The following is a 24,426-nucleotide window of genomic DNA, read 5'->3' as shown; positions in this document are numbered from 1 at the left end:
TCGGCAGACCCGGCCGTATTGGTGCGGGTCTACAGGGCCACCAGCTTGGCATATCCCATCATCAGCCACTTGCTGCCTTCTTCGAAATTGACCTGCACCCGGGCCTGGGCGCCGGCGCCTTCGAAGTTGAGGATGGTGCCTTCGCCAAACACCGCATGCTGCACGCGCTGGCCGAGGGTGAAGGGGGTTTCCGGGATATGGGTGCCGGTGAACAGGCGGCTGTCGTTGGCCTTGGGTATGCCGCCGAACGGGCGGGTGACGCTGTTGGACAGGCGCACTTCCTGGATCAGCGCCGAAGGAATCTCACGCACGAAGCGCGACACCTTGTTATAGGTTTCGCTGCCATACAGGCGCCGGGTCTCGGCGTAGGTCATCACCAGGTTCTGCATGGCACGGGTAATGCCGACATAGGCCAGGCGACGCTCTTCTTCAAGGCGGCCGGGTTCTTCCAGGCTCATCTTGTGCGGGAACAGGCCTTCTTCCATGCCCACCAGGAACACATGGGGGAATTCCAGGCCCTTGGCGCTGTGCAGGGTCATCAACTGCACGCTGTCTTCGTGCTCGTCGGCCTGCGTGTCGCCGGCCTCCAGGGAGGCGTGGCCGAGAAACGCGGCCAGCGGCGTGAGGTCTTCTTCGCTCTCGGTGTTCTCGAAGTTGCGCGCGGCGCTGACCAGCTCTTCAAGGTTTTCTACCCGGGCCTGGCCTTTCTCGCCTTTTTCCTGCTCGTGATAACCGATCAGCCCGGACTGCTCGATGACGATCTGGGTCATCAGGTGCAGCGGCATGTCGCTGACCTTGATGGCCAGGTTCTCGATCAGTTCGATAAAGCCGTTCAGGGCACTGGCCGCCCGACCGGTCACGCCCTTGTTGGCCACCAGCAGGCGCATGGCTTCCCACATCGATACCTGGGCGTGGCGGGCATGCTCGCGAATGGCCTCGACGGTCTTTTCGCCGATGCCACGGGTCGGGACATTGATCACCCGCTCCAGCGCCGCATCGTTGCCACGGCCTTCGAGCAGGCGCAGGTAGGCCATGGCATTCTTGATCTCGGCACGCTCGAAGAAGCGCTGGCCACCGTAGATGCGGTACGGAATGCGTTCGCGCAGCAGGGCCTCTTCCAGCACTCGCGACTGGGCGTTGGAGCGATACAGGATGGCGATGTCGCTGCGCGCCAGACCGGTCTTGAGCGCACGCTCGATGGTCTCGACCACATAGCGCGCTTCGTCGTGTTCGTTGAAGGCAGCGTACAGGCTGATCAGTTCGCCTTCGCCGACCTCGGTCCACAGCTCCTTGCCAAGGCGCCCGCTGTTATTGACGATCAGGCCGTTGGCGGCCTTGAGAATGCTGGCCGTGGAGCGGTAGTTCTGTTCCAGGCGAATGACTTCGGCGTCCGGGAAGTCCGACGAATACTGCTGGATGTTCTCGATACGCGCGCCGCGCCAGCCATAGATCGACTGGTCGTCGTCGCCGACCACCATCAGGCTCTCGCCACCCTGCGCCAGCAGGCGCAACCAGGCGTACTGCACGGCGTTGGTGTCCTGGAACTCGTCGACCAGCACATGGCGGAAACGCCGCTGGTAATGCTGCAACAGGCCCGGATGGTCGCGCCACAGGTCCAGGGCACGCAGCAGCAGTTCGGAAAAATCGATGACGCCGGCACGCTGGCAGGCGGCCTCGTAGGCCTCGTAGATGCCGCGCATGGTTGCCAGGAACAGATCGCCGCTGGGCTGGATGTGCTGCGGGCGCAGACCTTCATCCTTCTGGCCGTTGATGAACCACTGGGCCTGGCGCGCCGGCCAGCGTTGCTCATCGAGCCCCAGCTCGCGGATCACCCGCTTGACCAGGCGTTGCTGGTCGTCGCTGTCGAGGATCTGGAAGGTCTGCATCAGCCCCGCTTCCTGCCAGTGCGCGCGCAACAGGCGGTGCGCCAGGCCGTGGAAGGTGCCAACCCACATGCCGGCCGGGCTGGCGCCGATCAACTGTTCGATGCGATGGCGCATCTCGGCAGCGGCCTTGTTGGTGAAGGTCACCGACAGGATCGAATGCGGCGAGGCGCGCTCGACCTGCATCAGCCAGGCGATGCGATGCACCAGCACACGGGTTTTGCCGGAGCCTGCGCCAGCCAGGACCAACTGACGGCCGACGGAGGCGGCTACGGCCTGGCGTTGGGCATCGTTGAGGGAGTTGAGCAAAAAAGAGAGGTCGTCATGCATGCGGCCATTCTAGGGCGCGCATTGACGCCGGGCAAACCATGCGTGTGCGTAACCGCATAAAAAGAACGGACGGGCAAACGATTGCGCCGCTCCACAGACCTGAAAAAAAGCACGCAACCCGTCTGGAACAGGGGTGCCAGAGTAATGGCAGGGTGCTATTTTTCTGCGCCTCGACTGTTTGGTCTGACCCTTGTGCCTGTGTATGCTTGCCCACGCTCCGGGCCTGCCGAACAAGAACCGACAAGAATGACGCCATGACCCATTTTTCCAAACGGCGCGATGCCTTCGGTACTCGCCGCCGTGACATTCGCCGGCAGTTTGCCGGGCCGCTGGAGGTCGAGCGCACGCGCTTGCTTTATCAGGGCTCGCTGTTGCCGACCCTGTGCATGTTCATCAATGGCCTGATCTGCGCCTGGCTGCTCTGGAGCCCCGCGCAGGACTGGCGCGTGGGTGTATGGCTGGTGTGGCTGACCGCGCTGGTCGGCCTGCGCCTGGTGCAGGTCAAGGCCTTTGCCGCGGCGTCTGCCGAGCGCCAGGCACTGCCGGTATGGCGCCGGCGCTTTCTCCTGGGCGCCTGCGTCAGCGGCCTGACCCTGGCTTGTGCAGCCATGCTGCTGGTGCCGGTGGCCAATTTCGAGCAGCAGGCCTGGGTGTTCGGAATGATCGGCGTGGCCACCCTGTCGGCCAGCGTGGCTTATGCGGTGAGCCTTCCGGCGTTTCTGACCTTCAGCCTGTCGTGCCTGGTGCCGCCGATTGTCTATCTGTTCTTCGGGCCGGACGTGCCGCTGCGTGGCTGGGGCTGGCTGGGCCTGCTGGCATGGCTGGCGCTGTTGATCGTCGCCTTGCAGATCAATCGTCTGTTGCGCCGCAACCTGATCCAGCGCTTTCAGAACCAGGCGCTGATTGAGCACCTGCAGCGGGTGCAGGTGCGCAGCGAACAGCTCAACGAGACCCTGGGTAAAGAGGTCGAGCAGCGCCGACGCGCCGAGCGCTACCTGCGCAAGGCCCAGGCCGGCCTGCAGAGCCGTGTCGATGAGCGTACCCGGGAGCTGGAGCAGGCGCGCCAGGCGCTGAGCAAAAGCCCGGCGCCGCTGGCGGCCACGGTGCTGGCGTCGGCCAGCGAGGGCATTGTCATCTTCGACCCCGACTACCGGATCCTGACCATCAACCAGGCGTTCAGCCGGGTCTCGGGCTACAGCCAGGAAGAGCTGGTCGGCCGTCAGGTCATGGAGATCGCCAGCAGCCGCGATGCCCAGCGGCACTTCCAGGCCATTCACCAGGCGCTGGAGCAGACCGGCCAGTGGCAGGGCGAACTGGTCGAGACCCGCAAGAACGGCGAGTTGTACCCGCAGTGGTTGCAACTGAGCCTGGTGCGCGATGCGGCGGGCAAAGCCAGTCATATCGTCGGCTTCTTCACCGACCTGTCGGCGCGGCGCGAGTCCGAAGAGCGCTTGCGCTACCTGGCGCATTTCGATGAGCTGACCGGCCTGGCCAACCGTTCGCTGTTCCGGGAGCGCCTGAACCTGGCCCAGCAACGTGTGCGCCAGGGGGCGCGCAGCCTGGCCCTGCTGCATATCGATGTCGACCGCTTCAAGCTGCTCAACGAAAGCCTGGGCCATGAAGTGGCCGACCAGTTGTTGCAGCATATCGCCCGGCGTCTCTCCGGTGCCTTGCCTGAAGCCGACACCATCGCCCGGTTGTCCGGCGACGAGTTCGCCGTGCTGTTCGACAACTACGCCAGCCTGTCGAGCCTGGCGCGGGTGGCCAGCCGCATGCTGACCAAGCTGCGCACGCCGGTGATGGTGGCCGGACACGAGCTGGTGGTCAGTGCCTCGGTGGGCATCAGCCTGTTGCCGGACTCGGCGCGTGACATTCCCACGCTGATCAACCAGGCCAACATGGCCATGAAGCACGCCAAGCACCTGGGCGGGAACAATTTCCAGTTCTTCACCGACAGCCTGCAAGCCAGCACCCTGGAGCGCCTGCAACTGGAGATCCAGTTGCGCAAGGCCATCGACGACAAGCAATTGCGGGTCTACTACCAGCCGCGTCTTTGCCTGGCCAGCGGCCGCCTGGACGCCGCCGAGGCGCTGGTGCGCTGGATGCACCCGGAGCGTGGCCTGGTGCCGCCCGGTGAGTTCATCGGCCTGGCCGAGGAGACCGGGCTGATCGGGGCGATTGGCGAGTTCGTGTTGCGCCAGGCCTGTTGGCAAGCCTGTGAATGGCAGCGTCAGGGGCGCGAGCCGATCCGGGTGTCGGTCAACCTGTCGGTGTACCAGTTGCGCCAGGGCAAGCTGGTCAGCCTGGTGCGCCAGGTGCTTGAAGAAACCGGCCTGGATCCGCATCGCCTGGAGCTGGAGCTGACCGAAAGCCAGTTGCTCGACAGCGTCGAGTACATCATCGCCACCTTCCAGCAGTTGCGCGGGCTGGGCGTGAAACTGGCCATCGATGATTTCGGCACCGGGTATTCGTCGTTGAGTTACCTCAAGCGCTTTCCGGTGGATTACGTGAAGATCGACCAGACGTTCATTCGCGGCCTGGATGAGGGTTCAGGGGATGCGGCGATCATCCAGGCGATCATCGCCATGGCCCACAGCCTGGGTTTGAAAGTGGTAGCCGAGGGGGTCGAGCAGCAGACCCAGCTGGAGTTTCTCAAGTTGCAGGGGTGTGACGAGATCCAGGGTTATCTGATCAGCCGTCCGGTCGAGGCGCATGTGATGGAAGAATTGTTGACGGCTGTTGCCTTGAATTGACACTCGAACAGCATGCGGGACATTTCCTACAGGTCTTTATGAAATGTCCTGGTGTGTGCGTGCGCGACCTTTTCCAGTGCGTTGAACTGGGCGACTGGCGGGTCATGTAGTATAACTACAAGCCAGCTACATACCCGCCCACGCTTCCTTGATCGAGTCCAGCCCGTGAATCTGCTGCAACACATCACCCAGTCCCGTAATCTGCTGCGCAAGTCGGAGCTGAAGGTCGCCGACCATGTGCTGCTCGATCCGGCGGCTGTGATGCACAGTTCCATGGCCGACCTGGCGCACAGCGTCGGGATCAGCGAGCCGACCATCGTGCGCTTCTGTCGCGCCATCGGTTGCACCGGCTTTCAGGACCTCAAGCTCAAGCTGGCGCAAAGCCTGGCGGCGGGGGCCAGTTTCGGCCAGTTCGCCATCCACGAAGACGACTCGGTCGCCGACTACAGCCTGAAGATCTTCGACACCACGCTGCACACCCTGATGGAAGTGCGCGAAAACCTCGATCCGCATGCCCTGCAACTGGCGGTCACCGCCATGGCCGGCGCCAGCCGCGTGGAGTTCTATGGGTTCGGTGCCTCGGGGGCCGTGGCCGCCGATGCCCAGCACAAGTTCTTTCGCCTGTTGCTGACGGCGGCAGCCTATTCGGACCCGCACATGCAGGCCATGTCGGCGGTGACCCTCAAGCCTGCCGATGTTGCGGTGTGTATTTCCCAGTCGGGGCGCTCTAAGGACTTGCTGATCACCGCCAACATGGTGCGCGAAAGCGGTGCCACGCTGATCACCCTGTGCCCGAGCCAGACGCCACTGGCAGAGTTGTCGACCATCAACCTGGCCATTGATGTACACGAAGACACCGAGATCTACACCCCGCTGACCTCGCGCATCGCCCACCTGGTGGTCATCGATGTGCTGGCCATGGGCGTGGCGATGGCGCGCGGGCCGAGCCTGGTCAACCACCTCAAGAGCGTCAAGCGCAGCCTGCGCAGCCTTCGCCTGTCGCCCAAGTCGATCAAGAACCACGACGACTGACAGCGAACCGAAGGTTCGCTGTCAGGTTTGGTCTACGCCCTGAAGATCAGGATTTCGACTGTAAACCGGTAATGCTCAGGACCAGTTCACGCTCGTGATAAATCGCGATGCTTTGATACTGGATCAGGTCGAACCGAGAGAAGGTCACTGGCTTGTAGATCTGCGGGGTCGCGCCGAATTCCGGCTCTTCCGTCAGCTTGATATCAAGATGCAGATGGGTATCGGAGTGATCCGGTCCCACGACCAGTTCTGCCCGGTAGGCCGAGGTGGGTACCATCACGGCGCCCGAGACCTTGATCTCGCGCTTGTTGGTGCCGACTGCATCTTCGAGCTGGATTTGCCAATGTTGGGTTGCAATGGTCATTTCAATCTTCCTTGATGGGGTGGGTCATGCCTGACCGGCTCAGGGCTTGGGCTGCATCAGAAAATCAGTCACGGTGACGACCATTTCACCTTCATGGCGAATGGACACCGTGTTGTATTTCATGGGGCCTGGCTCGAAATAGTCCAGCAGCTTGTCCGTCAGGACGGTGGCCGCCAGGCCATTGCCTGCCTGCACAATGATATCCAGCGTGAGTGTGGTGCCCTGGCTGGAGGTCACCACCAGCGTTGCTTCGTGTGCGGGTGTAGGGACGGTCACGATGCCCGAGATCTTCAGGCCCTCGACGCCAGGTGTGTGGTCGACGCGGATATCCCAGTTTCTGCTTGGAGTGCTCACTTTCTATCTTCCTTGATTGAGTGGGTTGCTTTACCGCCAGCCCAGAATCACCGATGAGCATCACGTTGATGCACTACATATCTATTTTTTCGTGTGCATCGGCGGGTGTTTTTCATCAACTTGTCATGCTTTTGCCGCGTATTCGTCATTGGCCGGCGCCACTCTGTACATCCCGCACAACGTACTGGGAGACAGGCTATGGCTCGGCATTACGATGATTTGCAGCACAGTTCAGTCAAGACGCGCCGTCAGCAGGAAGACCAGCGGCGCATGGCGTTTCGTCGCGCGATCGAGAGTTACTCCGAAGAGCGGCGCCTGAACCAGAAGCTTTCCGACTATCTGGATGTCGACAACCTGACCGACCAGCACTGGCAGGTCAGCCCGTCTGCCGGCGACCGTCGAAGCGCTCGACCAGCCGGCTGATCTGCGCCCGCTCGGTGCGGATGAAGTTCAGGAACGCATGGGCGACTGGCGACAGGCGCTTGTCGCGAGCCTGAACCACGCACCAGCTGCGGTACAGCGGCAATTCGGCCACCGGCAGCTCGGTCAGCGTGCCGGCGGCCAGCTCGGCGCTGACTGCGTGCCGGGTCAGCATGGCCAGCCCCAGGCCGGCGACCACGCATTCGCGCTGGGCCTCGCTGGACGACACCTCCAGGGTCTGGTCGAAATGCACGTGCTTTTCCTTGAAATACTCCTCGCAGGCCTTGCGCGTGCCCGAGCCGTTCTCGCGCACCAGCAGCGGCCAGGGCTCCAGGTCCTTGAGGGTCAATTGTGGCTGCCCGCATAACGCGTGATCGCTGGGTGCCACGGCCACGATCGGGTTATTGAGAAAGGGCAGAAACTCCAGGTCCATGTCCTGCGGCACCATCGACATCACCACCAGATCGTCGCGGTTGTCGGCCAGACGCCGAATAATCTGCGCACGATTGACCACCGCCAGTGCCAGGCTGACTTCCGGGTATTGCCGTTTGAAGGCGGCAAACAAGTGCGGGATGAAGTATTTGCAACTCGACTCGATGGCCAGTTTAAGCTGGCCTTGCAGCGAGCCCTGCATGTCCGACAGCTGCATGTCGAAGTTTTCCAGCCGGCCAAAGATGTCGTGGCTGGCGTGGCGCAAAGCCTCGGCGGCTTCGGTCAGGTACAGCTTCTTGCCTACGTACTCGAACAGGGGCTGACCGATCAGCTCTTCAAGCTGACGCATCTGCAGGCTGACGGCCGGTTGCGTCAGGGCCATTTCTTCGGCAGCGCGGCTGTACGAGCGCAGGTCGCAGACCTCATTGAAAGTTCTCAATTGTTTTAATGTCATTCGCATCAATGACTTACGCATGGTCTGATCCTGTGTTCCGGGCGCCTGGACTTCAACTATAAGTCTTTGCTTATGCTTCACCCAATTTTTACTGATTTTTGTTTATCGCGGATCCCGCATAGGGTGGCGGTGCGTCGACGCGTCACATGAGCTGTTACAAAAACAAAGCGACGACTGCCCCGTGCCCCGGGCAGTCCAGTGCCGACCGGCCCGTCCGGCAGGCCTGTACCAATGGTCGAGGAAAAGCCAGTGATCAAAAAAATTCTGATCGCCAACCGTGGAGAGATTGCCGTCCGGATCGTGCGCGCTTGCGCCGAGATGGGCATTCGCTCGGTGGCGATCTACTCGGATGCCGACCGCCATGCCCTGCATGTCAAGCGCGCCGACGAAGCCTATAGCATTGGCGCCGAACCCCTGGCCGGTTACCTGAACCCGCGCAAGCTGGTCAACCTGGCGGTGGAAACCGGCTGCGACGCCCTGCACCCCGGCTACGGCTTTCTTTCGGAGAACGCCGAGCTGGCCGAGATCTGCGCCGAGCGCGGAATCAAGTTCATCGGTCCGTCGGCGGAAGTGATCCGCCGCATGGGCGACAAGACCGAAGCGCGGCGCAGCATGATCAAGGCCGGCGTACCGGTGACGCCGGGCACCGAAGGCAACGTCGCCGACATCGCCGAGGCGCTGGTCGAAGGGGATCGCATCGGTTATCCGGTGATGCTCAAGGCCACCTCCGGTGGCGGCGGGCGCGGTATCCGGCGCTGCAACAGCCGCGAAGAGCTCGAACAGGCCTTCCCGCGGGTGATTTCCGAGGCGACCAAGGCGTTTGGCTCGGCGGAAGTGTTCCTGGAAAAATGCATCGTCAATCCCAAGCACATCGAGGCGCAGATCCTCGGTGACAGCTTCGGCAACGTTGTGCACCTGTTCGAGCGCGACTGCTCGATCCAGCGCCGCAACCAGAAGCTGATCGAAATCGCCCCCAGCCCGCAACTGACCCCCGAGCAGCGCGCCTACATCGGCGACCTGTCAGTGCGCGCCGCCAAGGCGGTGGGCTACGAGAATGCCGGCACCGTGGAGTTCCTGCTCGCCGAGGGCGAGGTGTACTTCATGGAGATGAACACCCGGGTGCAGGTGGAGCACACCATCACCGAGGAAATCACCGGCATCGATATCGTCCGCGAGCAGATCCGCATCGCTTCGGGCCTGGCGCTGTCGATCAAGCAGGAAGACATCATTCATCGCGGCTTTGCGCTGCAGTTCCGGATCAACGCCGAAGACCCGAAAAACGGCTTTCTGCCCAGCTTCGGCAAGATCACCCGTTACTACGCACCCGGCGGGCCCGGTGTGCGCACCGACACGGCGATCTACACCGGCTACACCATTCCGCCGTATTACGACTCGATGTGCCTGAAGCTGATCGTCTGGGCGCTGACCTGGGAAGAGGCCATGGACCGCGGCCTGCGCGCGCTGGATGACATGCGCCTGCAAGGCGTGAAGACCACCGCCGCCTACTACCAGGAAATCCTGCGCAACCCCGAGTTCCGCACCGGCCAGTTCAACACCAGCTTCGTCGAAGCGCACCCGGAACTGACCAACTACTCGATCAAGCGCAAACCCGAAGAGCTGGCCCTGGCCATCGCCGCCGCCATCGCCGCCCACGCAGGCCTGTGAGGAACCCGATAATGTCCAAGAAGATCTTTGTAACCGACACCATCCTGCGTGACGCCCACCAGTCGCTGCTGGCCACCCGCATGCGCACCGAAGACATGCTGCCGATCTGCGACAAGCTCGACAAGGTCGGCTACTGGTCGCTGGAAGTCTGGGGCGGCGCCACCTTCGACGCCTGCGTGCGCTTTCTCAAGGAAGACCCATGGGAGCGCCTGCGCCAGCTGCGTGCCGCATTGCCCAACACCCGCCTGCAAATGCTGCTGCGTGGCCAGAACCTGCTGGGCTACCGCCATTACAGCGATGACGTGGTGCGGGCGTTCGTCGCCAAGGCGGCAGTCAACGGTATCGACGTGTTCCGCATTTTCGATGCCATGAACGACGTGCGTAACCTGCGCGTGGCCATCGAAGCGGTCAAGGCGTCGGGCAAGCATGCCCAGGGCACTATTGCCTACACCACCAGCCCCGTGCACACCATCGAAGCCTTCGTGGCCCAGGCCAGGCAGATGGAGGCGATGGGCTGCGATTCGGTGGCGATCAAGGACATGGCCGGCCTGCTGACGCCGTACGCCACCGGTGAGCTGGTCAAGGCGCTGAAGGCCGAGCAGTCGCTGCCGATCTTCATCCATTCCCATGACACCGCCGGCCTGGCTGCCATGTGCCAGCTCAAGGCGGTCGAGAACGGCGCCGAACACATCGATACCGCGATTTCCAGCTTCGCCTGGGGCACCAGCCACCCGGGCACCGAGTCGATGGTCGCCGCGCTCAAGGGCAGCGAATTCGACACCGGCCTGGACCTTGAGCTGCTGCAGGAAATCGGCCTGTACTTCTATGCGGTGCGCAAGAAGTACCACCAGTTCGAAAGCGAATTCACCGCCGTCGATACCCGTGTGCAGGTCAACCAGGTGCCGGGCGGGATGATTTCCAACCTGGCCAACCAGCTCAAGGAGCAGGGCGCCCTGAGCCGCATGAGCGAAGTGCTGGCCGAGATTCCGCGGGTGCGCAAGGACCTGGGCTACCCGCCGCTGGTGACCCCGACTTCGCAGATCGTCGGCACCCAGGCGTTCTTCAACGTGCTGGCCGGCGAGCGCTACAAGACCATCACCAACGAGGTGAAGCTGTACCTGCAAGGCGGCTACGGCAAGGCGCCGGGTGCCGTTGACGAGAAACTGCGCCGCCAGGCGATCGGCAACGAAGAGCTGATCGACGTGCGTCCTGCCGACCTGCTCAAGCCGGAAATGACCAAGCTGCGCGCCGACATCGACGGGCTGGCCAGGTCCGAAGAGGACGTGCTGACTTACGCCATGTTCCCGGACATTGGCCGCAAATTCCTTGAAGAACGTGCCGCTGGCACCTTGGTGCCCGAAGCGCTGCTGCCCATCCCTGAAGCCGGCAGCGTGGCCCGTGCCGGTGGTGAAGGCGTACCGACCGAGTTCGTCATCGACGTACACGGCGAGACCTACCGTGTCGACATCACCGGTGTCGGCGTCAAGGCTGAAGGCAAGCGTCACTTCTACCTGTCCATCGACGGCATGCCTGAAGAGGTGGTGTTCGAGCCGCTCAACGAATTCGTCGGCGGTGGTGGCAGCAAGCGTGGCCAGGCCAGCGCGCCGGGCCATGTCAGCACCACCATGCCGGGCAATATCGTCGATGTGCTGGTCAAGGAAGGCGACACAGTCAGGGTCGGCCAGGCGGTATTGATCACCGAAGCAATGAAGATGGAAACCGAAGTCCAGGCGTCGATTGCCGGCAAGATCGCTGCCATCCATGTGGCCAAGGGCGACCGGGTCAACCCGGGCGAGATCCTGATCGAGATCGAAGGCTGACAGCGCCTTACAGATTCAACGGTTAACCTCATTGGGGGAGCGTAGTAGCTCCCCTTTTTTTATGGGCGTGAAAAAACCGGTCTGCATTAAAATGCACTCTATGGGCGGTCCAAACCCTAAAAAATGCACTATAGTGCAGAAAGTCTCGGCTCAATCGGCGGTCAGGTGCATTAAAGTGCAGATCAGGCATGTATAACCTTACGCTTCAGCTGTTTACCGACGGTGCCTGGCAGGACGCCATGAGCCTGTCCTTCAGTGACCCTGCCAAGGGCTTTGGCAGTCCGTGCCGTATCGCCTATAAGTCCGCCTACGTGCATGCTCATCCGCAAGCGTTCGAAACGCCCTTTGCCAAGGCGGTCAGCGCGCGTTTGCCGTTGGATTTCGAGCCGCTGTTGTTCAGCCATGCGCCGGCATTCCTGCATGACATCGCGCCGGCCGGTGCGGCCAAGCGCTTCCTGATGAAGTTCTTCGGTCTGCAGAAACCGGAGGGCATGAGCGACGACCTGTACCTGCTGGGGCGCAGCACGCCAGCGCCCATCGGGCATCTGCGTATCAAGGAGTCGGTCGAGGCGTTGCAAGAGGATGACCCCTTGGGGTTTACCCGCCAGGATGTGATCAGCCGCGATCAGCGCTTTCTTGAATATGCCCATGAGCAGGGGGCGGCAATTGGCGGGGCGACCGGGGCCGGGGGTGAGGCGCCAAAATTGCTGATGACCCAAGACGTGAACGGACGGTTGTATCCCGATGCCGTGCTGGCCGATGAGCAGGCGCAAGCGCACTGGTTTATCAAGTTCGCGCGCAATCAGGCCCTGAACAATGATCAGGTCATTTTGCATGCTGAGTTCCTGTACTACCGCGCGTTACAGGCACTGGGCATCGAGACCGTAGCCACGGCCGACATGGCACTGGAGCAGGCCGGCAAGCCGAGCCTGTGGATGAGGCGTTTTGATCGGCGTGTCACGGCGCAAGGTGTCGAGCGCCTGGCAGTCGAGTCGATGTATTCGCTGGCCGGGGTGACCGTGCCGGGCAGCCCGATGGACCATGTGCAGGTCATCGAGCGTCTGGTCGCCCTGTGGGCGCAGGCCGGGCAACAGGTCGAGGTGCCTGAACTGGTGGCCGATTACCTGCGCCGTGACCTGATCAACAAGATTCTGGGCAATTCGGACAATCATGGCCGCAACACTGCGATCATTCGGCAGGACAATGCCTGGCGGCTGGCCCCGATCTATGACCTGGCGCCCATGGTCATGGACGCCGAAGGCGTGACCCGTACGACCAAGTGGCCCAGGCCCATCGAACGTGCCGGTGATGTTGACTGGCGTGCGGCCTGCCAGGCGCTCAGTGGCATTCTCGATCCGGAACGAGCCTTCGAGCGCTTGCGTCAGGATGCAGAGGTCTTGCGGGCGTTGCCGGATAGTCTGCGTGACGATGGCTTGCCGCCTGCCGTCTTCAACCATCCGGCCATTGCCTTGGGCGGCCTGGACCAACGTCTACGCCACTGGGACCTGTCATGACCCTGTCCATCGATGCCCGTATATTGCTGATCGAAAGCGTCCGGCAAGGCATTGCCGATGGCAGCCTGCAACTGGGCCAGGCGGTGAAGCGCCTGCGCGTGGAAGGCGCGGGCATGCTCCAGAGTGACTATGCGCAGTTGTGCCGGATTTCGGTGCGCACCCTGATCCAGATCGAGCAGGGCGAGGGTAACCCGACACTCAAGTCCCTGAATGCGGTGTTCCGGCCCTTTGGCTTGCAGATGGGGGTGGTCAGGCGTCAGCGGCAGATCAGCTGACGCTTGAGTCGACGGTCAGGCGTCGGCGCGCAGGGCTTCCAGCGTTTTCAGCTGGCGTCCGTCGGCAAAGTTGTCCAGCGACAGCCAATGCTCGAAGGCCTGTTGCACGGCCGGCCATTCACGGTCGAGGATCGAGAACCAGGCTGTGTCGCGGTTAACGCCCTTGACCACCATGTGCTGGCGGAAAATCCCTTCGAAGCTGAACCCCAGGCGCTCGGCGGCCCTCAGGGAGCGGGCGTTGTTGGCGTTGCATTTCCATTCCAGGCGGCGGTTGCCCAGGGCGAAGGCTTCGCGCGCCAGCAGGTAAATGGCCTCGGTGCTCTTGGGCGTGCGCTGCATGGCGGCGCCAAAGGTGACATGGCCGATCTCGATGCGGCCATGGGCGGCCACGATCGACATCAGGCTGATCACGCCTTCGACCTTGCCGGTGGCCTGGTCGACCACACTGTAGAACCACGGGTCGCTGTCCTGCGCATGGCGTTGCAGCCAGGCGTCGAAGTCGCTGCGGGCCTGGAAGGGGCCATAAGGCAGATAGTTCCAGAGCGCGCGGTCAGAGCCCGGGCCTTCCAGCGCGTTCCACAGGTCATCGCCGTGGCGTGCCGGGTCGAGTTTTTCCAGGCGAATGAAGCGGCCTTCCAGGGGCTGGACGGTCGGCAGGGTGGCGGGTTGCCAGTTCAGCGGGGCATCGGACATGACGGCGATCCTGAAGTCAGAGCGTTTTGCGAAATTGAATGAAACCGGCACGTTCTGCAATCCGTTCGTACAACCGGATCGCCGTGGCATTAGTTTCGTGGGTCAGCCAGTGCACCTTGCGGCTGCCTTGTTCCTGGGCACGGGCATAGACGTATTCGATCAAGTGTCGACCGACGCCGGTGCCGCGTTGGTGCGGGTCGACGAACAGGTCCTGCAAATAACAGGCGTCTTCGATGCTCCAGTTGGAGCGGTGAAAGATGAAATTGACCAGGCCCACGGCCTGAGCACCTTGCCAGGCCAGGGCGGCGTGGGTCGGTTCCTGTTCATCGAGCAGGCGTTGCCAGGTCGAGGCGCTGACCTCGTCGCTCAGTTCGGTCTGGTAGAAGCGCAGGTAGGCCTGCCACAGCGCCAGCCAGGCCGCGTGGTCCTGGGGGCTGACGGGGCGAATCTGTAGATCGGTCATTGGGGCGTCCTTAACTCATCAAGCGGGCAATGTGTTGGTCGTGCGGGTCCTGACTGGCCGCCAGGCCGTCGCGCACGCCCTGGATGTCGGCGGCGCTGCGGTTCTGGCTGAGCTTGCGCTTGCCCAGCAGGCGCTCGATGGGCAGGGCGAAACCGGTGATGGCGCCCAGCATCTTGTCGATGTAGTCGGCCGGCGCATCGTCGATGGACCACGGCGCGGCGCGGCCGGCCTCGTGGCGTTCGCTCAGTGCGCCCACCAGTTGGCGCAAGTCGGCCCGCTCTGTCATCAGTTGCGGTCGGCCCCACACGTGGACGGCCAGGTAATTCCAGGTGGGCACCGCTTTGCCGTGTTCGGCCTTGCTGGGGTAGAGCGACGGGCTGACGTAGGCATCATGGCCTGCAAACACCAGCATCACTTCACGCTCACCGGTCAGTTCGCGGCCTTGGGGATTGGCCTTGGCCAGGTGGCCATAAAGGGTGCCATGCGGGCCTTGGTCGCGGCGCAGCAGCAAGGGCAAGTGGGTGGCTTGCAGGCCGGACTCGCCATCGGTCACCAGTAAGGCCAGGCGACACTGGTCGATCTGCTGCCATTGGCTGTGCAGGTCGTCGTCTTTGAACGCGGCTGGGATGTACATGTGGATTCTCCTTGGCGGGCAGGTAAATCCTAGGCAGGCTATTGGTTCTTGGTAAGAGCCATTAACGCATCATTTGACAGGGCCAATTGCAGTGACCAGCCAGCCTTCGGTATTCCCCTTCGACCCGACCGGCCTGCAACTCGACCGCCGTCAGGGATTGAGTCGCCAGCTCTATCAACTGCTGCGTCAGCGCATCCTTGAAGGACGCCTGATCAGCGGCACCCGTCTGCCGGCCAGTCGCGACCTGGCAGCAGCGCTTGGCATTTCCCGCAACAGCGTGATGCGCGCTTATGACCAGTTGTACGCCGAAGGCTTTACCGAAGGGCGCGTGGGCGATGGCACCTACGTCGCTCGTCTGCCTGACCCGTCCACCTTGGGCAAGCGTGGCACTAAACAGTTATCCACTCAGTTGTCCACAGGGTTACGCACAGGGTTATCGACAGGTTTATCCACAAACTCGTCAGAAATTTCCCCACTTCCAGTCGAAAAAGTTATCCACAGCGCGGCGCTGGCGCTGTTGCAGACCCACAGTCTGCCCGCGCCGAAAAGCGGCGAACCGCGTGCGTTTCGCGTCGGTGTACCGGCATTCGATCTGTTTCCCTTTGCCATCTGGGGCAAGTTGTACGGGGCTTTCTGGCGTAAACCCGACTTGCAGCAGCTTGGGTATGGTGAACCGGCCGGAGACCGGCGCCTGCGTGAACTGATTGCCCTGTACCTGCGCTCTTCACGCGGCCTGCCGTGTACCGTTGAACAAATTGTGATCACCAGTGGCGCCCAGCAGGCCATCAGCCTTTGTGCACAATTGCTACTCGACCCTGGCATGACCGTGGCAGTGGAAAACCCGGGATATCGCGCTGCAGCCAATGCCTTTGCGATTGCCGGGGCGCGATTGCACGGCATGCCGGTGGACAGTGAAGGCATGTGTTGTGCGCAACTGCAGGCTAGCGACTGCTCGCTGGCCTATGTCACGCCCTCGCACCAGTACCCGACCGGGGTGGTGATGAGTCTGGCACGGCGCCTTGAATTGCTGGCCTGGGCGCACCGCACCGGTGGCTGGATCGTCGAGGACGACTATGACGGCGAGTACCGTTACAGCGGCGCGCCCCTGGCCCCGCTGGCGGCCCTCGATGGCCAGGGGCGGGTCTTGTATGTGGGCACCTTCGGCAAGATTGCCTTTCCGGCCCTGCGCCTGGGCTACCTGGTGCTGCCGCCGCCGCTGGTCGAGGCCTTCGGCCAGCGGCGGGCGCTGGACATGCGCCACTCCGAGGCGGTAACCCAGACGGTCATGGCGCAATTTATCGCCCTGGGGCACTTCCAGCGGCATATCCGGCGCATGCGACGCGCCGCCCTGAGCCGGCGCAATGCCTTGCTGGCGGGCTGGCCGCAGGAGGTGCCCGGCTGCGAACCCATGCCGCGGGTGGTGGCGGGCCTGCATGTGGCGGTCAAGGTCGACAGCCGGGCCCGCGAGCAGCAACTGGTCGCCCAGGCCGAGGCGGTGGGGGTGGAGATCAATCCCTTGAGCGATTACTGGCTGCCGGACTCGACCACGCCGGCCGATGAACGTGCCGGCCTGGTACTGGGCTTTGCCGCCGTGCCGGAACCGGCGATAGCCGACGCCCTGGCGCGGCTGCGCAAAGCGTGGCAAACGCCAGCTACACAACACACCGGAGCGCAGTAGGAGCGCGCTTGCCCGCGACCGGCTGCGTTAGCAGTCGTAAATTTGTGGCGTTTCATAGATCCCGGACTGGGTAGCAGTCGTAAATTTGTGGCGTTGCGCAAATTTTGCGAGCGCTGCGCACTCGGTCGTCCGAGTGCGGCCCAGGCCAAGCGCGCTCCTACCCCCGGCCAGTGTGACAAGTGCGTTAATTGTGGGCTGAACGCCGGCGGGCTATTTATACTCGGCGCTCTTTTTTGGCAGGCTTGGAAAAATCCATGAGTAATTCGCTTTCGGCCACGCCCGGGCGCCGGCTTGGCGCGCCGTTGGCCGCCTTGTTTCTGTTGCTGCTGGGCACGCAGTTTCTGCTGCTCAGCGTAGGCATGCGCCAGGTGATGTTGCTGCTGGTCGGCGCGGCGCTGGGCGTCACGCTTTACCATGCGGCGTTCGGTTTCACCTCCGCCTGGCGGGTGTTCATCCTTGAGCGCCGTGGCGCCGGGCTGCGGGCGCAGATGGTCATGCTGGCGGTGGCCGTGGTGCTGTTCTTCCCGACCCTGGCCGCCGGCACCCTGTTTGGCCAGCCGGTCAACGGCCTGGTGGCGCCGGCCGGGGTGTCGGTAATCGTCGGCGCGTTCATTTTCGGCATCGGCATGCAACTGGGTGGCGGGTGTGCGTCAGGCACGCTCTTCACAGCCGGTGGCGGCAATGCGCGCATGCTGGTGACCCTGGTGTTCTTCATCCTGGGTTCGCTGATCGCCACCCATCATGTGCACTGGTGGTTCGCCCTGCCGTCCCTGCCGGCCATCTCGATGGTCAAGAGCCTGGGCTGGTTGCCGGCCCTGTTGCTCAACCTGACCGTGTTTGCGCTGATTGCCTGGCTGTCGGTGCACCTGGAGAAGCGCCGTCATGGCCAGCTCGAAGGCCCGGTGCAAAGCGAACTGCGCGGCTGGCAGCGCTTCGTGCGCGGCCCCTGGTTGCTGGTCTGGGGCGCGGTGGCCCTGGCGCTGTTGAACTACGCGACCCTGGCGCTGGCGGGTCGTCCCTGGGGCATCACCTCGGCGTTTGCCTTGTGGGGCGCGAAGATTGCCACCGCGGCAGGGGTGGACGTGGCCAGCTGGCCGTTCTGGCAGAGTGCCGGCAATGCCAAGGCACTGGCCGCGCCGGTGTGGCAAGACATTACCACGGTGATGGACATCGGCATCATGATCGGTGCGCTGCTGGCGGCAGGGCTGGCCGGGCGCTTTGCGCCGAACCTGGACATCCCGAGGCGTTCGCTGGTGGCCGCCATCATCGGTGGCCTGTTACTCGGTTATGGCTCGCGCCTGGCCTATGGCTGCAACATCGGCGCTTACTTCAGCGGTATCGCCTCGGGCAGCCTGCATGGCTGGCTGTGGGTGGTCGCGGCCTACATGGGCAACTGCATCGGCGTTGCCCTGCGGCCGGTGTTTTTTCCGGGTGAGCGCATGAAACCGACACTTAGCGGCTGCTGAAACGAACCATCTGCCCTTTTTGCATTCAAAGTCTCTTGCAATTGTGAGGGGCTTTGACTGATGCCCCGTTCACTTGGCGAATCGACGGGGTGGCTTTTGCAGAGCTTGATCATCAAGAAATTCAGGTTTATCGGCCAGACGTTTGGCTATGTGGGCTGGTCGCTGTTCTGGCTATTGATCTGGGACGTGATCGTCACGGTCGATTTCATGCTGTTCCTCGATTACAAATACTCCTTCCCGGCTATGCCGCTGACCCTGCTGGGTTCGGCGCTGGTGGTGCTGACCAGCTTTCGCAACTCCAGCGCCTATAACCGCTGGTGGGAAGCCCGGACCCTGTGGGGCGCGCTGGTCAACAGCTCGCGCAGCTTCGCCCGCCAGGTCCTGACCCTGATCGAGGACGAAGATCCAGAGCATCCCAATCCGGTCAAGGCCGTGCTGCTGCGCCGTCATGTGGCGTATGTGAAGTGCCTGTCGGCGCATTTGAAGGGCGGTATCTGTGGCGAGGAGGTCGAGCGGCTGATCTCGCTTGAAGAGTTCGAGCGCCGTCATGAAACCAATAACTTCCCTAACGATTTGCTCAGCGTCTCGGCAATGCTGATCGCTCGCGAATACCAGGCCGGGCGCCTGGACAGCATCCGCCTGGCGCGCATCGAGTCGACCCTGGTCGACATCTCCAACTGCCAGGGCGGCATGGAGCGCATTGCCAATACGCCGCTGCCGTATCCCTATGTGGCCTTTCCACGGTTGTTCATCACCCTGTTCTGCCTGATCGTACCGATCGGCCTGGTCGAAACCCTGGAATGGTTCACGCCGCTGGCGTCGACCGTGGTCGGTTTCATGCTGCTGGCCATCGAAAAGATCGGCACCGACCTGCAAAGCCCGTTCAAGGCCAGCGAACATGAAATCCAGATGAAGGCCCTGTGCGAGAACATCGAGCACAACCTGGGCACCATGCAGCGCGGTGTCGAGAGCCAGAGCCGGGTCAGCTGAGGCCGTCGATGAGACCCGGGTCACAATCCTGTGGCCCAGAGCCTTCGAGGCTGAACCAAGCGGTGGTTCTGTGCTCAATAGGAGCCCCGTCGTTGCGGGCCATGTATTGGCCATCAACGACGTCATGGGGTTCGCGCCGCGCTGCGCCGGATGCCGAACATTGCCAGGCAGGCGCGCATTTCACGTGTTTTTACAAGGAAGCAAAACCATCATGCAGTCGTCCTCGCAGCCTGCGGGCCAGTTGATCGCCACTTACAGACACGGCAAAGCGTTTCTGATCTTTACCCTGGGCTTCAGCCTTTTCATGCTGGGCCTGGCCGCTTTCGTCTTGTATCTGCAAACCATCCTGCCGGTGGCCGACACCGGCCCGGTCATCGTCGAGTCCAGTGGCCGTCGCGGCATGACGATGCAGTTTTCCAGCCAGAGCATGATGATCTACTGCACCGCCGCCTTCCTGGCGTTCGTGGCGGCGTGCATGTTCGGCATCTATCTGTCGCAGCGCAAGCTGCGCCGGCCGACCTATGAAGTGTATGAGCACGGCATTGCACAGGTCATCGGCGCGCAGAAAGACTACGTGCCGTATGTCGAGATCGAAGACCTCTACCTGTTCGGCTCGGGCCAGACCGCGACCAGCGGCCTGGTCACCAACGTGGCCTGGCGCCGCAATGCCAGCGAACCGTTTCGCCGGGTCACGGCTTCGCTCAAGGGCTTTGAAGACTTCCAGCTGCAGGTGCGCGAGCTGTATGTGCGTGAACGCTTGCCAGTGCTGCTCAATGCCTTGCAGGCAGGATCTGCAGTGACCTTCAACTGCATGGGTACCGGCCAGCTGTGGTTCAAGCGCATCGTGGGCAACTTCCTCAGCGTCACCACCCAGCCGCTACGCCTGACCCGCAACCATCTGGAGTTCCAGGGTCGCCAGGTGCCGGTTGCGCAGCTGCGCAGTGTCGACCTCAATGCCTGGACCGAGAAGGTCGTGATCAAGGATGAAGCCGGCAAGCCGGTGCTGTCGGCCGTGGCCACGGCGATCATGAGCCATGACCTGTTGCTCAATACCCTCGATGCCCTGTTGCAGGCCGAGCCCACGCCGTACGTGCCCTCGGCGCCGCTGCCGGCCTGAGCCGTTGACGATTCATGACCACAGGGCAAGGAGCCCCATCGTATGACTGACCAGCCCATTTACACGCAAGAGAACAGTGACGCCACGGCGGCGGCGGTGGTCAGCGCCCAGGCGACGTTCAAGTTCCTCTGGCGCGAATTGTCGTGGGAGCGGCGCCGGATTGTCACCGGGGTGGACCTGGCGGCGGTCAAGGTGGCCTTTGCGCTCGATGCCAACGACCCGTCCATCCCGTCGGCGGAAAACATGTGGATGAGCGATCTGGACTTCGACGGCGAGCAACTGACGGGCGTGCTCATCAACGAACCGCGCTGGGTCGCCTCGCTGCAGGCCGGCGACCGTGTCTCGGTGCCGTTTGCCGACCTGAGCGACTGGCTGTACGTCAGCTGCGGACGGGTCTACGGCGGCTTCACCATCGATGGCTTGCGCAGCGAGATGGGGCCGGCCGAGCGCGCCGAGCATGACCAGGCCTGGGGGCTGGATTTTGGCGAGGTCGGGCGCATTGAGCTGGTGAGGCAGGACCCGCCGGTGTTTTTCAGCCGCACTCTGGATACGCCGCAAGACCGCGAGGCCCTGACGAAGCTGGAACACAGCGAGCACCCGATGTGCGTTGCTACGCTGGACGCGATCAGGCAGGACCTGCGTGACAACCCAGGGCTTGTTACCGATGAGGACGAAGAGGGCTGGACGCTGCTGCACCGTGAAGTGCTGGCCGGCAATTTCGAATTTGTCCGTGCGCTGACCAAGCAGGGCGCGGACTACAAGAAGCCGAACCGCAACGGCCATACACCGCTGATGCTGGCCAGGATGGCCGGCTGGCCGCGTCTGGTCGATGCGCTGGTGCCGGGCTTCCCGCTGTGGCCGATCGGCCTGGCGCTGGTGGCAGCGGCACTGGGCTGGCTGTACTGGATGATCGTGCCGCCGCTCAATGGCGAGCGCGCGCTGGACGCAAGCCCGCTGGGCTTTGTCGGTGCCGTACTGCTGCTGGGCATGGGCCTGGTGTCGTGCACCGGCCCCTGGTATTTCAACCTGCGCGAACGCACCCCGCTATGGGGCAAGTCGCGGGCGCTGGATATAGGCGCCATGCTGCTGGGCGTGCTGCTGGCGTTCCTGCTGCACGATCAGTTGAAGAGTCACTTGCACGGCTTTTGAGGGATCAAAGCCCGCACCGGATGCATGTCAGGCACTGGATTTGTGGGAGGCGGTTTGGCGATGCGGCGGGCGAGGATTGACCTGCAGGTGCCTGCCTGTGTACCGCCCTTGCTGGCCTCATCGCCTGCAAGCAGCCTCCCACAGGTCGGGTGTCACACCGGATTGCATGTCAGGCACTCGATTTTGTGGGAGGCGGCTTGCCGGCGATAGGTGAGCTGCAGGCGCCGCCTGTGTACCGCCTGTACTGGCGTCCGGTCAGCGCAGTTCGCCGCACAGGTCGAGTTCGATCAGGCGGCGGACGTCGTCCACCGGCAAGCCGCTGCCCAGCAGGGCCTGCAACTTGCCCAGGACGGCTTCACGGGTCATGCCGCCACCGGACAGGACGCCGGCGCCACGCAGGCGGCTGCCGGCTTCGTAGATGTCCAGCTCGACACCACCTTGATGGCATTGGGTGATCGCCACCACGACAATCCCGCTGTCCTGCGCCCGCTTGAGGCTGGCGAGGAAGTCCGGGTTGTCGCTGGGGCCGGTGCCGCTGCCGAAGCATTCCAGCACCAGGCCCCGGATACCGCTGTCGATCAGGCCATCCAGCTGGGCGATGCCCAGGCCTGGAAACAGCGGCAGCACCGCAATCGAGGCCTCGGTCTTCACCTGCCGGTAGTGCAGCGCGTCAGGCAGGTCCGTCACTGGCTGGCCGCCGTGCAGGCGTTGCAGGGCGGCAAACGGATGGCGACCGAAACTGCGGATCTTGGCGCAACGGGTCGGGTCGAGGGTTTCGCCATGAAAATACAGGTGTACGCCTGTCGACAGACCGCCGCCCAAGGCCTGCAAGGCGCCGTTGACGTTTTCCCAGGCATCGCTGTCGGCCACGCCGGCCGGCAGCATGGAGCCGGTGAACACCACCGGTGCTTCCAGGCCCAGCAATTGGAAGCTCAACGCCGCCGCGCTGTAGGCCAGGGTATCGGTGCCGTGCAGCACCAGTACCGCGTCGCAGCCTTCATCCACCGCCTCGATCACCGCAGCACGCAGGCGCAGCCAGTAGGCCGGGCTCATGTTGGCGCTGTCGATCAGTGGCGCCATCTCGCGAAAGCGCCACGACGGCACGACGGTCTCAGGCCGATCGGCCAGTTGCGCGGCCATGCGTGCCTCGAAACCCGAGGCCGGTGCCAGGCCGTTGGCGCTGGCCTGCATGCCGATCGTGCCCCCGGTGTAAAGAACCATCACGCGCTGAGCGGGTTGATGAATGTCATGCGTCATGGTTCTTTTCCTTATGGGTTAACGGGCGCTGGGGACAGGGTCGACGGCTTCGCCGGTCTTGACCTGGGGTTTCAGCCCTGGGTTGGCTGGCCAGGCATTGCGGTCCAGGTCCAGGTCGGGGAATTTGCTGGAGTCGAACACCGGGGTCTTGATGCCGGCCTTGCGCTGGTCATCGTAGTCACGCAGCACGCGCATGGCGACCTTGAACAGCATGGCCAGGGCGATCAGGTTGACGAAGGCCAGCAGGGTCATGGTGATGTCGGCGAAGGCGAACACGGTGTTGAGGTTGACCATCGAACCCCACAGGATCAGCACCAGGACGAGCACGCGGTAGGCGACGATGGCCTTGACCTTCTCGCCGAACAGGAAGCGCAGGCTGTTTTCACCCAGGTAGTAGTTGTAGAGGATCGAGGTGAACACGAACAGCGCCAGGGCCACGCTGATGAAGATCCGGCCCCAGTCACCCACCACGGCGGCCAGCGAGTTTTGCGCCAGGACAATACCGTTGCCGCTGTAGCCGACGTCGTAGATGCCCGACAGCAGGATCAGCAAGGCGGTGCAGGTGCAGATCACGAAAGTGTCGAGGAACACGCTGAATGCCTGGACCACACCTTGTGCAACCGGGTGCTCGACCTGAGCGACGGCGGCCACGTTCGGCGCACTGCCAAGACCGGCTTCGTTGGCGAACACGCCGCGCTTGACGCCCATGACGATGGCGCTGCCGATCAGGCCGCCGAATACCGGGTCAAGGCCGAAGGCGCTCTTGACGATGGTCATCAGCATGCCCGGTACGTGTTCGATCTGCAGGGCGATGACGTAGACGGTCACGGCGATGTAGATCAGGGTCTTGACCGGGACCAGCAGGTCGGAGATGGCCGCGATGCGCTTGATGCCGCCGATGAAACCCAGGCCCAGCAGGATCGCCAGGCAGATGCCGGTGATCTTGTGGTCGATGCCGAAGGCGCCATTGAGCGAGTCGGTGACAGCGTGCGATTGCAGGCCATTGAAGGCGAAGCCGAAGGTGATCAGCAGCAGCACGGCCATGACCTTGCCCAGCCAGCGCTTGCCCAGGCCGTACTGGATGTAATACGACGGGCCGCCACGGTACTGGCCTTCGGAGTCCTTGCGCTTGTACAACTGCGCCAGGGAGCACTCGATGAAGCTGCTGGACATGCCCACCAGAGCGGTGACCCACATCCAGAACACCGCGCCAGGACCGCCGAGGGTCACGGCCAGGCCGACACCGGCGATGTTACCCGCACCGACACGACCGGCCAGGCTGAGCATCAGCGCCTGGAACGAGCTCAACTGACCCGAGCTGCTGCGCAGGCTGTCGCGAAACACGGCGAACATGTGGAGGAAATGACGGAACTGCACGAAGCGTGAGCGGATGGTGAAGTAACCGCCTAGGCCGACAATGAGTACGATCAGTACTTTTCCGGACAGGAAGTCGTTGGTGACTTCCAGCACGTGGTTCATGAATTCCAGCATCTTATTATTTCCTCGCTACTTTTTGAGGGGGCGCACTATACCGGTGCAAATAGTCAACGTCTGTAGCCGCTTTCTTGTGTATCTGAATATTCATCTGCGGCATTCGGACGAATGCTTTCGTCAAGGCAGTACGAAAGCGGTGTAACGAACCTGGATTTCCTCCTTGAGATCCGGAATCCGATATTCAAAAAA

At 62.8% G+C, this 24,426-nt stretch carries 21 protein-coding genes; 12 read left to right on the top strand and 9 right to left on the bottom strand.

What is annotated here, in order from left to right; translation table 11 throughout:
* Positions 1-29 precede the first annotated feature (29 nt).
* A complete protein-coding gene (uvrD, locus tag DGA31_RS25930) occupies positions 30-2,213 on the bottom strand; it encodes a DNA helicase II (protein WP_109514435.1) in 2,184 nt (727 codons plus the stop codon).
* A gap of 386 nt (positions 2,214-2,599) precedes the next feature.
* Here uvrD and DGA31_RS25925 point away from each other — a divergent pair, with 386 nt between their 5' ends.
* Together DGA31_RS25925 and hexR are read left to right on the top strand one after the other, a co-directional pair.
* Positions 2,600-4,966, top strand: coding sequence for a putative bifunctional diguanylate cyclase/phosphodiesterase (locus DGA31_RS25925; RefSeq protein WP_421958010.1), 2,367 nt, complete (start codon positions 2,600-2,602; stop codon positions 4,964-4,966).
* Positions 4,967-5,131: 165 nt separating this feature from the next.
* Complete coding sequence (gene hexR, locus DGA31_RS25920) at positions 5,132-5,998, top strand: transcriptional regulator HexR (protein WP_056840884.1); 867 nt, start codon at positions 5,132-5,134, stop codon at positions 5,996-5,998.
* Between the two features lie 46 nt (positions 5,999-6,044).
* On the opposite strand, the gene DGA31_RS25915 is transcribed toward hexR, so the two are convergent.
* Complete coding sequence (locus DGA31_RS25915; RefSeq protein WP_109514433.1) at positions 6,045-6,362, bottom strand: hypothetical protein; 318 nt, start codon at positions 6,360-6,362, stop codon at positions 6,045-6,047.
* A gap of 39 nt (positions 6,363-6,401) precedes the next feature.
* Positions 6,402-6,716 carry a hypothetical protein gene (locus DGA31_RS25910; protein ID WP_109514432.1) on the bottom strand — a complete coding sequence of 105 codons (315 nt, stop codon included), beginning with the start codon at positions 6,714-6,716 and terminating at the stop codon, positions 6,402-6,404.
* A 198-nt stretch (positions 6,717-6,914) separates the two neighbouring features.
* Between DGA31_RS25910 and DGA31_RS25905 the strand changes: the two genes are divergently transcribed.
* Positions 6,915-7,139, top strand: a complete 225-nt coding sequence (locus DGA31_RS25905; protein ID WP_056840881.1) for a PA3496 family putative envelope integrity protein — start codon at positions 6,915-6,917, stop codon at positions 7,137-7,139.
* Here DGA31_RS25905 and DGA31_RS25900 read toward each other — a convergent pair.
* Positions 7,093-8,043 carry a LysR family transcriptional regulator gene (locus DGA31_RS25900; RefSeq protein ID WP_161959232.1) on the bottom strand — a complete coding sequence of 317 codons (951 nt, stop codon included), beginning with the start codon at positions 8,041-8,043 and terminating at the stop codon, positions 7,093-7,095. The two genes, DGA31_RS25905 and DGA31_RS25900, sit on opposite strands and share 47 nt — an antisense overlap.
* Positions 8,044-8,271: 228 nt before the next feature.
* On the opposite strand from DGA31_RS25900, the gene DGA31_RS25895 reads away from it, so the two are divergent.
* From DGA31_RS25895 to DGA31_RS25880, 4 genes are all read left to right on the top strand, one after another.
* Positions 8,272-9,687 (top strand): acetyl-CoA carboxylase biotin carboxylase subunit, encoded by a 1,416-nt coding sequence (locus DGA31_RS25895; protein WP_056841495.1) that lies wholly within the window; start codon positions 8,272-8,274, stop codon positions 9,685-9,687.
* Between the two features lie 11 nt (positions 9,688-9,698).
* Positions 9,699-11,507 (top strand): sodium-extruding oxaloacetate decarboxylase subunit alpha, encoded by a 1,809-nt coding sequence (gene oadA / locus DGA31_RS25890; protein ID WP_109514431.1) that lies wholly within the window; start codon positions 9,699-9,701, stop codon positions 11,505-11,507.
* A 188-nt stretch (positions 11,508-11,695) separates the two neighbouring features.
* Positions 11,696-13,021: a type II toxin-antitoxin system HipA family toxin gene (locus tag DGA31_RS25885; RefSeq protein ID WP_109514430.1), complete on the top strand. Its 1,326-nt coding sequence runs from the start codon at positions 11,696-11,698 to the stop codon at positions 13,019-13,021.
* The gene (locus DGA31_RS25880; protein WP_056840877.1) at positions 13,018-13,296 is read left to right on the top strand and encodes a helix-turn-helix transcriptional regulator; all 279 of its coding nucleotides are present in this window, start codon (positions 13,018-13,020) and stop codon (positions 13,294-13,296) included. The genes DGA31_RS25885 and DGA31_RS25880 overlap by 4 nt, the downstream gene beginning before the upstream one ends.
* 15 nt (positions 13,297-13,311) lie before the next feature.
* On the opposite strand, the gene DGA31_RS25875 is transcribed toward DGA31_RS25880, so the two are convergent.
* From DGA31_RS25875 to DGA31_RS25865, 3 genes are read right to left on the bottom strand one after another with little or no spacing between them, the layout of a single operon-like run.
* Complete coding sequence (locus DGA31_RS25875) at positions 13,312-13,989, bottom strand: GNAT family N-acetyltransferase (RefSeq protein ID WP_056840876.1); 678 nt, start codon at positions 13,987-13,989, stop codon at positions 13,312-13,314.
* A gap of 16 nt (positions 13,990-14,005) precedes the next feature.
* A complete protein-coding gene (locus DGA31_RS25870) occupies positions 14,006-14,452 on the bottom strand; it encodes a GNAT family N-acetyltransferase (protein ID WP_056840875.1) in 447 nt (148 codons plus the stop codon).
* A gap of 10 nt (positions 14,453-14,462) precedes the next feature.
* Positions 14,463-15,086 carry an FMN-binding negative transcriptional regulator gene (locus tag DGA31_RS25865; RefSeq protein WP_056840874.1) on the bottom strand — a complete coding sequence of 208 codons (624 nt, stop codon included), beginning with the start codon at positions 15,084-15,086 and terminating at the stop codon, positions 14,463-14,465.
* Between the two features lie 91 nt (positions 15,087-15,177).
* Between DGA31_RS25865 and pdxR the strand changes: the two genes are divergently transcribed.
* The 5 genes from pdxR to DGA31_RS25840 all read left to right on the top strand — a co-directional run bounded on the left by pdxR (position 15,178) and on the right by DGA31_RS25840 (position 21,486).
* Entirely contained in the window at positions 15,178-16,764 is a 1,587-nt protein-coding gene (pdxR, locus tag DGA31_RS25860; RefSeq protein WP_109514429.1) for a MocR-like pyridoxine biosynthesis transcription factor PdxR, read from the top strand.
* Between the two features lie 254 nt (positions 16,765-17,018).
* Positions 17,019-18,230: a YeeE/YedE family protein gene (locus DGA31_RS25855; protein WP_109514428.1), complete on the top strand. Its 1,212-nt coding sequence runs from the start codon at positions 17,019-17,021 to the stop codon at positions 18,228-18,230.
* Between the two features lie 96 nt (positions 18,231-18,326).
* The gene (locus tag DGA31_RS25850; protein WP_056840871.1) at positions 18,327-19,220 is read left to right on the top strand and encodes a bestrophin family protein; all 894 of its coding nucleotides are present in this window, start codon (positions 18,327-18,329) and stop codon (positions 19,218-19,220) included.
* A gap of 211 nt (positions 19,221-19,431) precedes the next feature.
* Positions 19,432-20,337, top strand: coding sequence for a hypothetical protein (locus DGA31_RS25845; protein WP_109514427.1), 906 nt, complete (start codon positions 19,432-19,434; stop codon positions 20,335-20,337).
* A 42-nt stretch (positions 20,338-20,379) separates the two neighbouring features.
* Positions 20,380-21,486, top strand: coding sequence for a DUF2314 domain-containing protein (locus tag DGA31_RS25840; RefSeq protein WP_109514426.1), 1,107 nt, complete (start codon positions 20,380-20,382; stop codon positions 21,484-21,486).
* Positions 21,487-21,741: 255 nt separating this feature from the next.
* Here DGA31_RS25840 and DGA31_RS25835 read toward each other — a convergent pair whose 3' ends face one another.
* Both DGA31_RS25835 and DGA31_RS25830 read right to left on the bottom strand, forming a co-directional pair.
* Positions 21,742-22,743 carry an asparaginase gene (locus DGA31_RS25835; RefSeq protein ID WP_109514425.1) on the bottom strand — a complete coding sequence of 334 codons (1,002 nt, stop codon included), beginning with the start codon at positions 22,741-22,743 and terminating at the stop codon, positions 21,742-21,744.
* A gap of 18 nt (positions 22,744-22,761) precedes the next feature.
* The gene (locus DGA31_RS25830) at positions 22,762-24,213 is read right to left on the bottom strand and encodes an alanine/glycine:cation symporter family protein (protein ID WP_056841494.1); all 1,452 of its coding nucleotides are present in this window, start codon (positions 24,211-24,213) and stop codon (positions 22,762-22,764) included.
* Positions 24,214-24,426: the final 213 nt, after the last annotated feature.

Source organism: Pseudomonas ovata (assembly GCF_003131185.1).
Classification (GTDB): Bacteria; Pseudomonadota; Gammaproteobacteria; order Pseudomonadales; family Pseudomonadaceae; genus Aquipseudomonas; species Aquipseudomonas ovata.
This window is presented reverse-complemented; position numbering and strand designations above follow the sequence as displayed.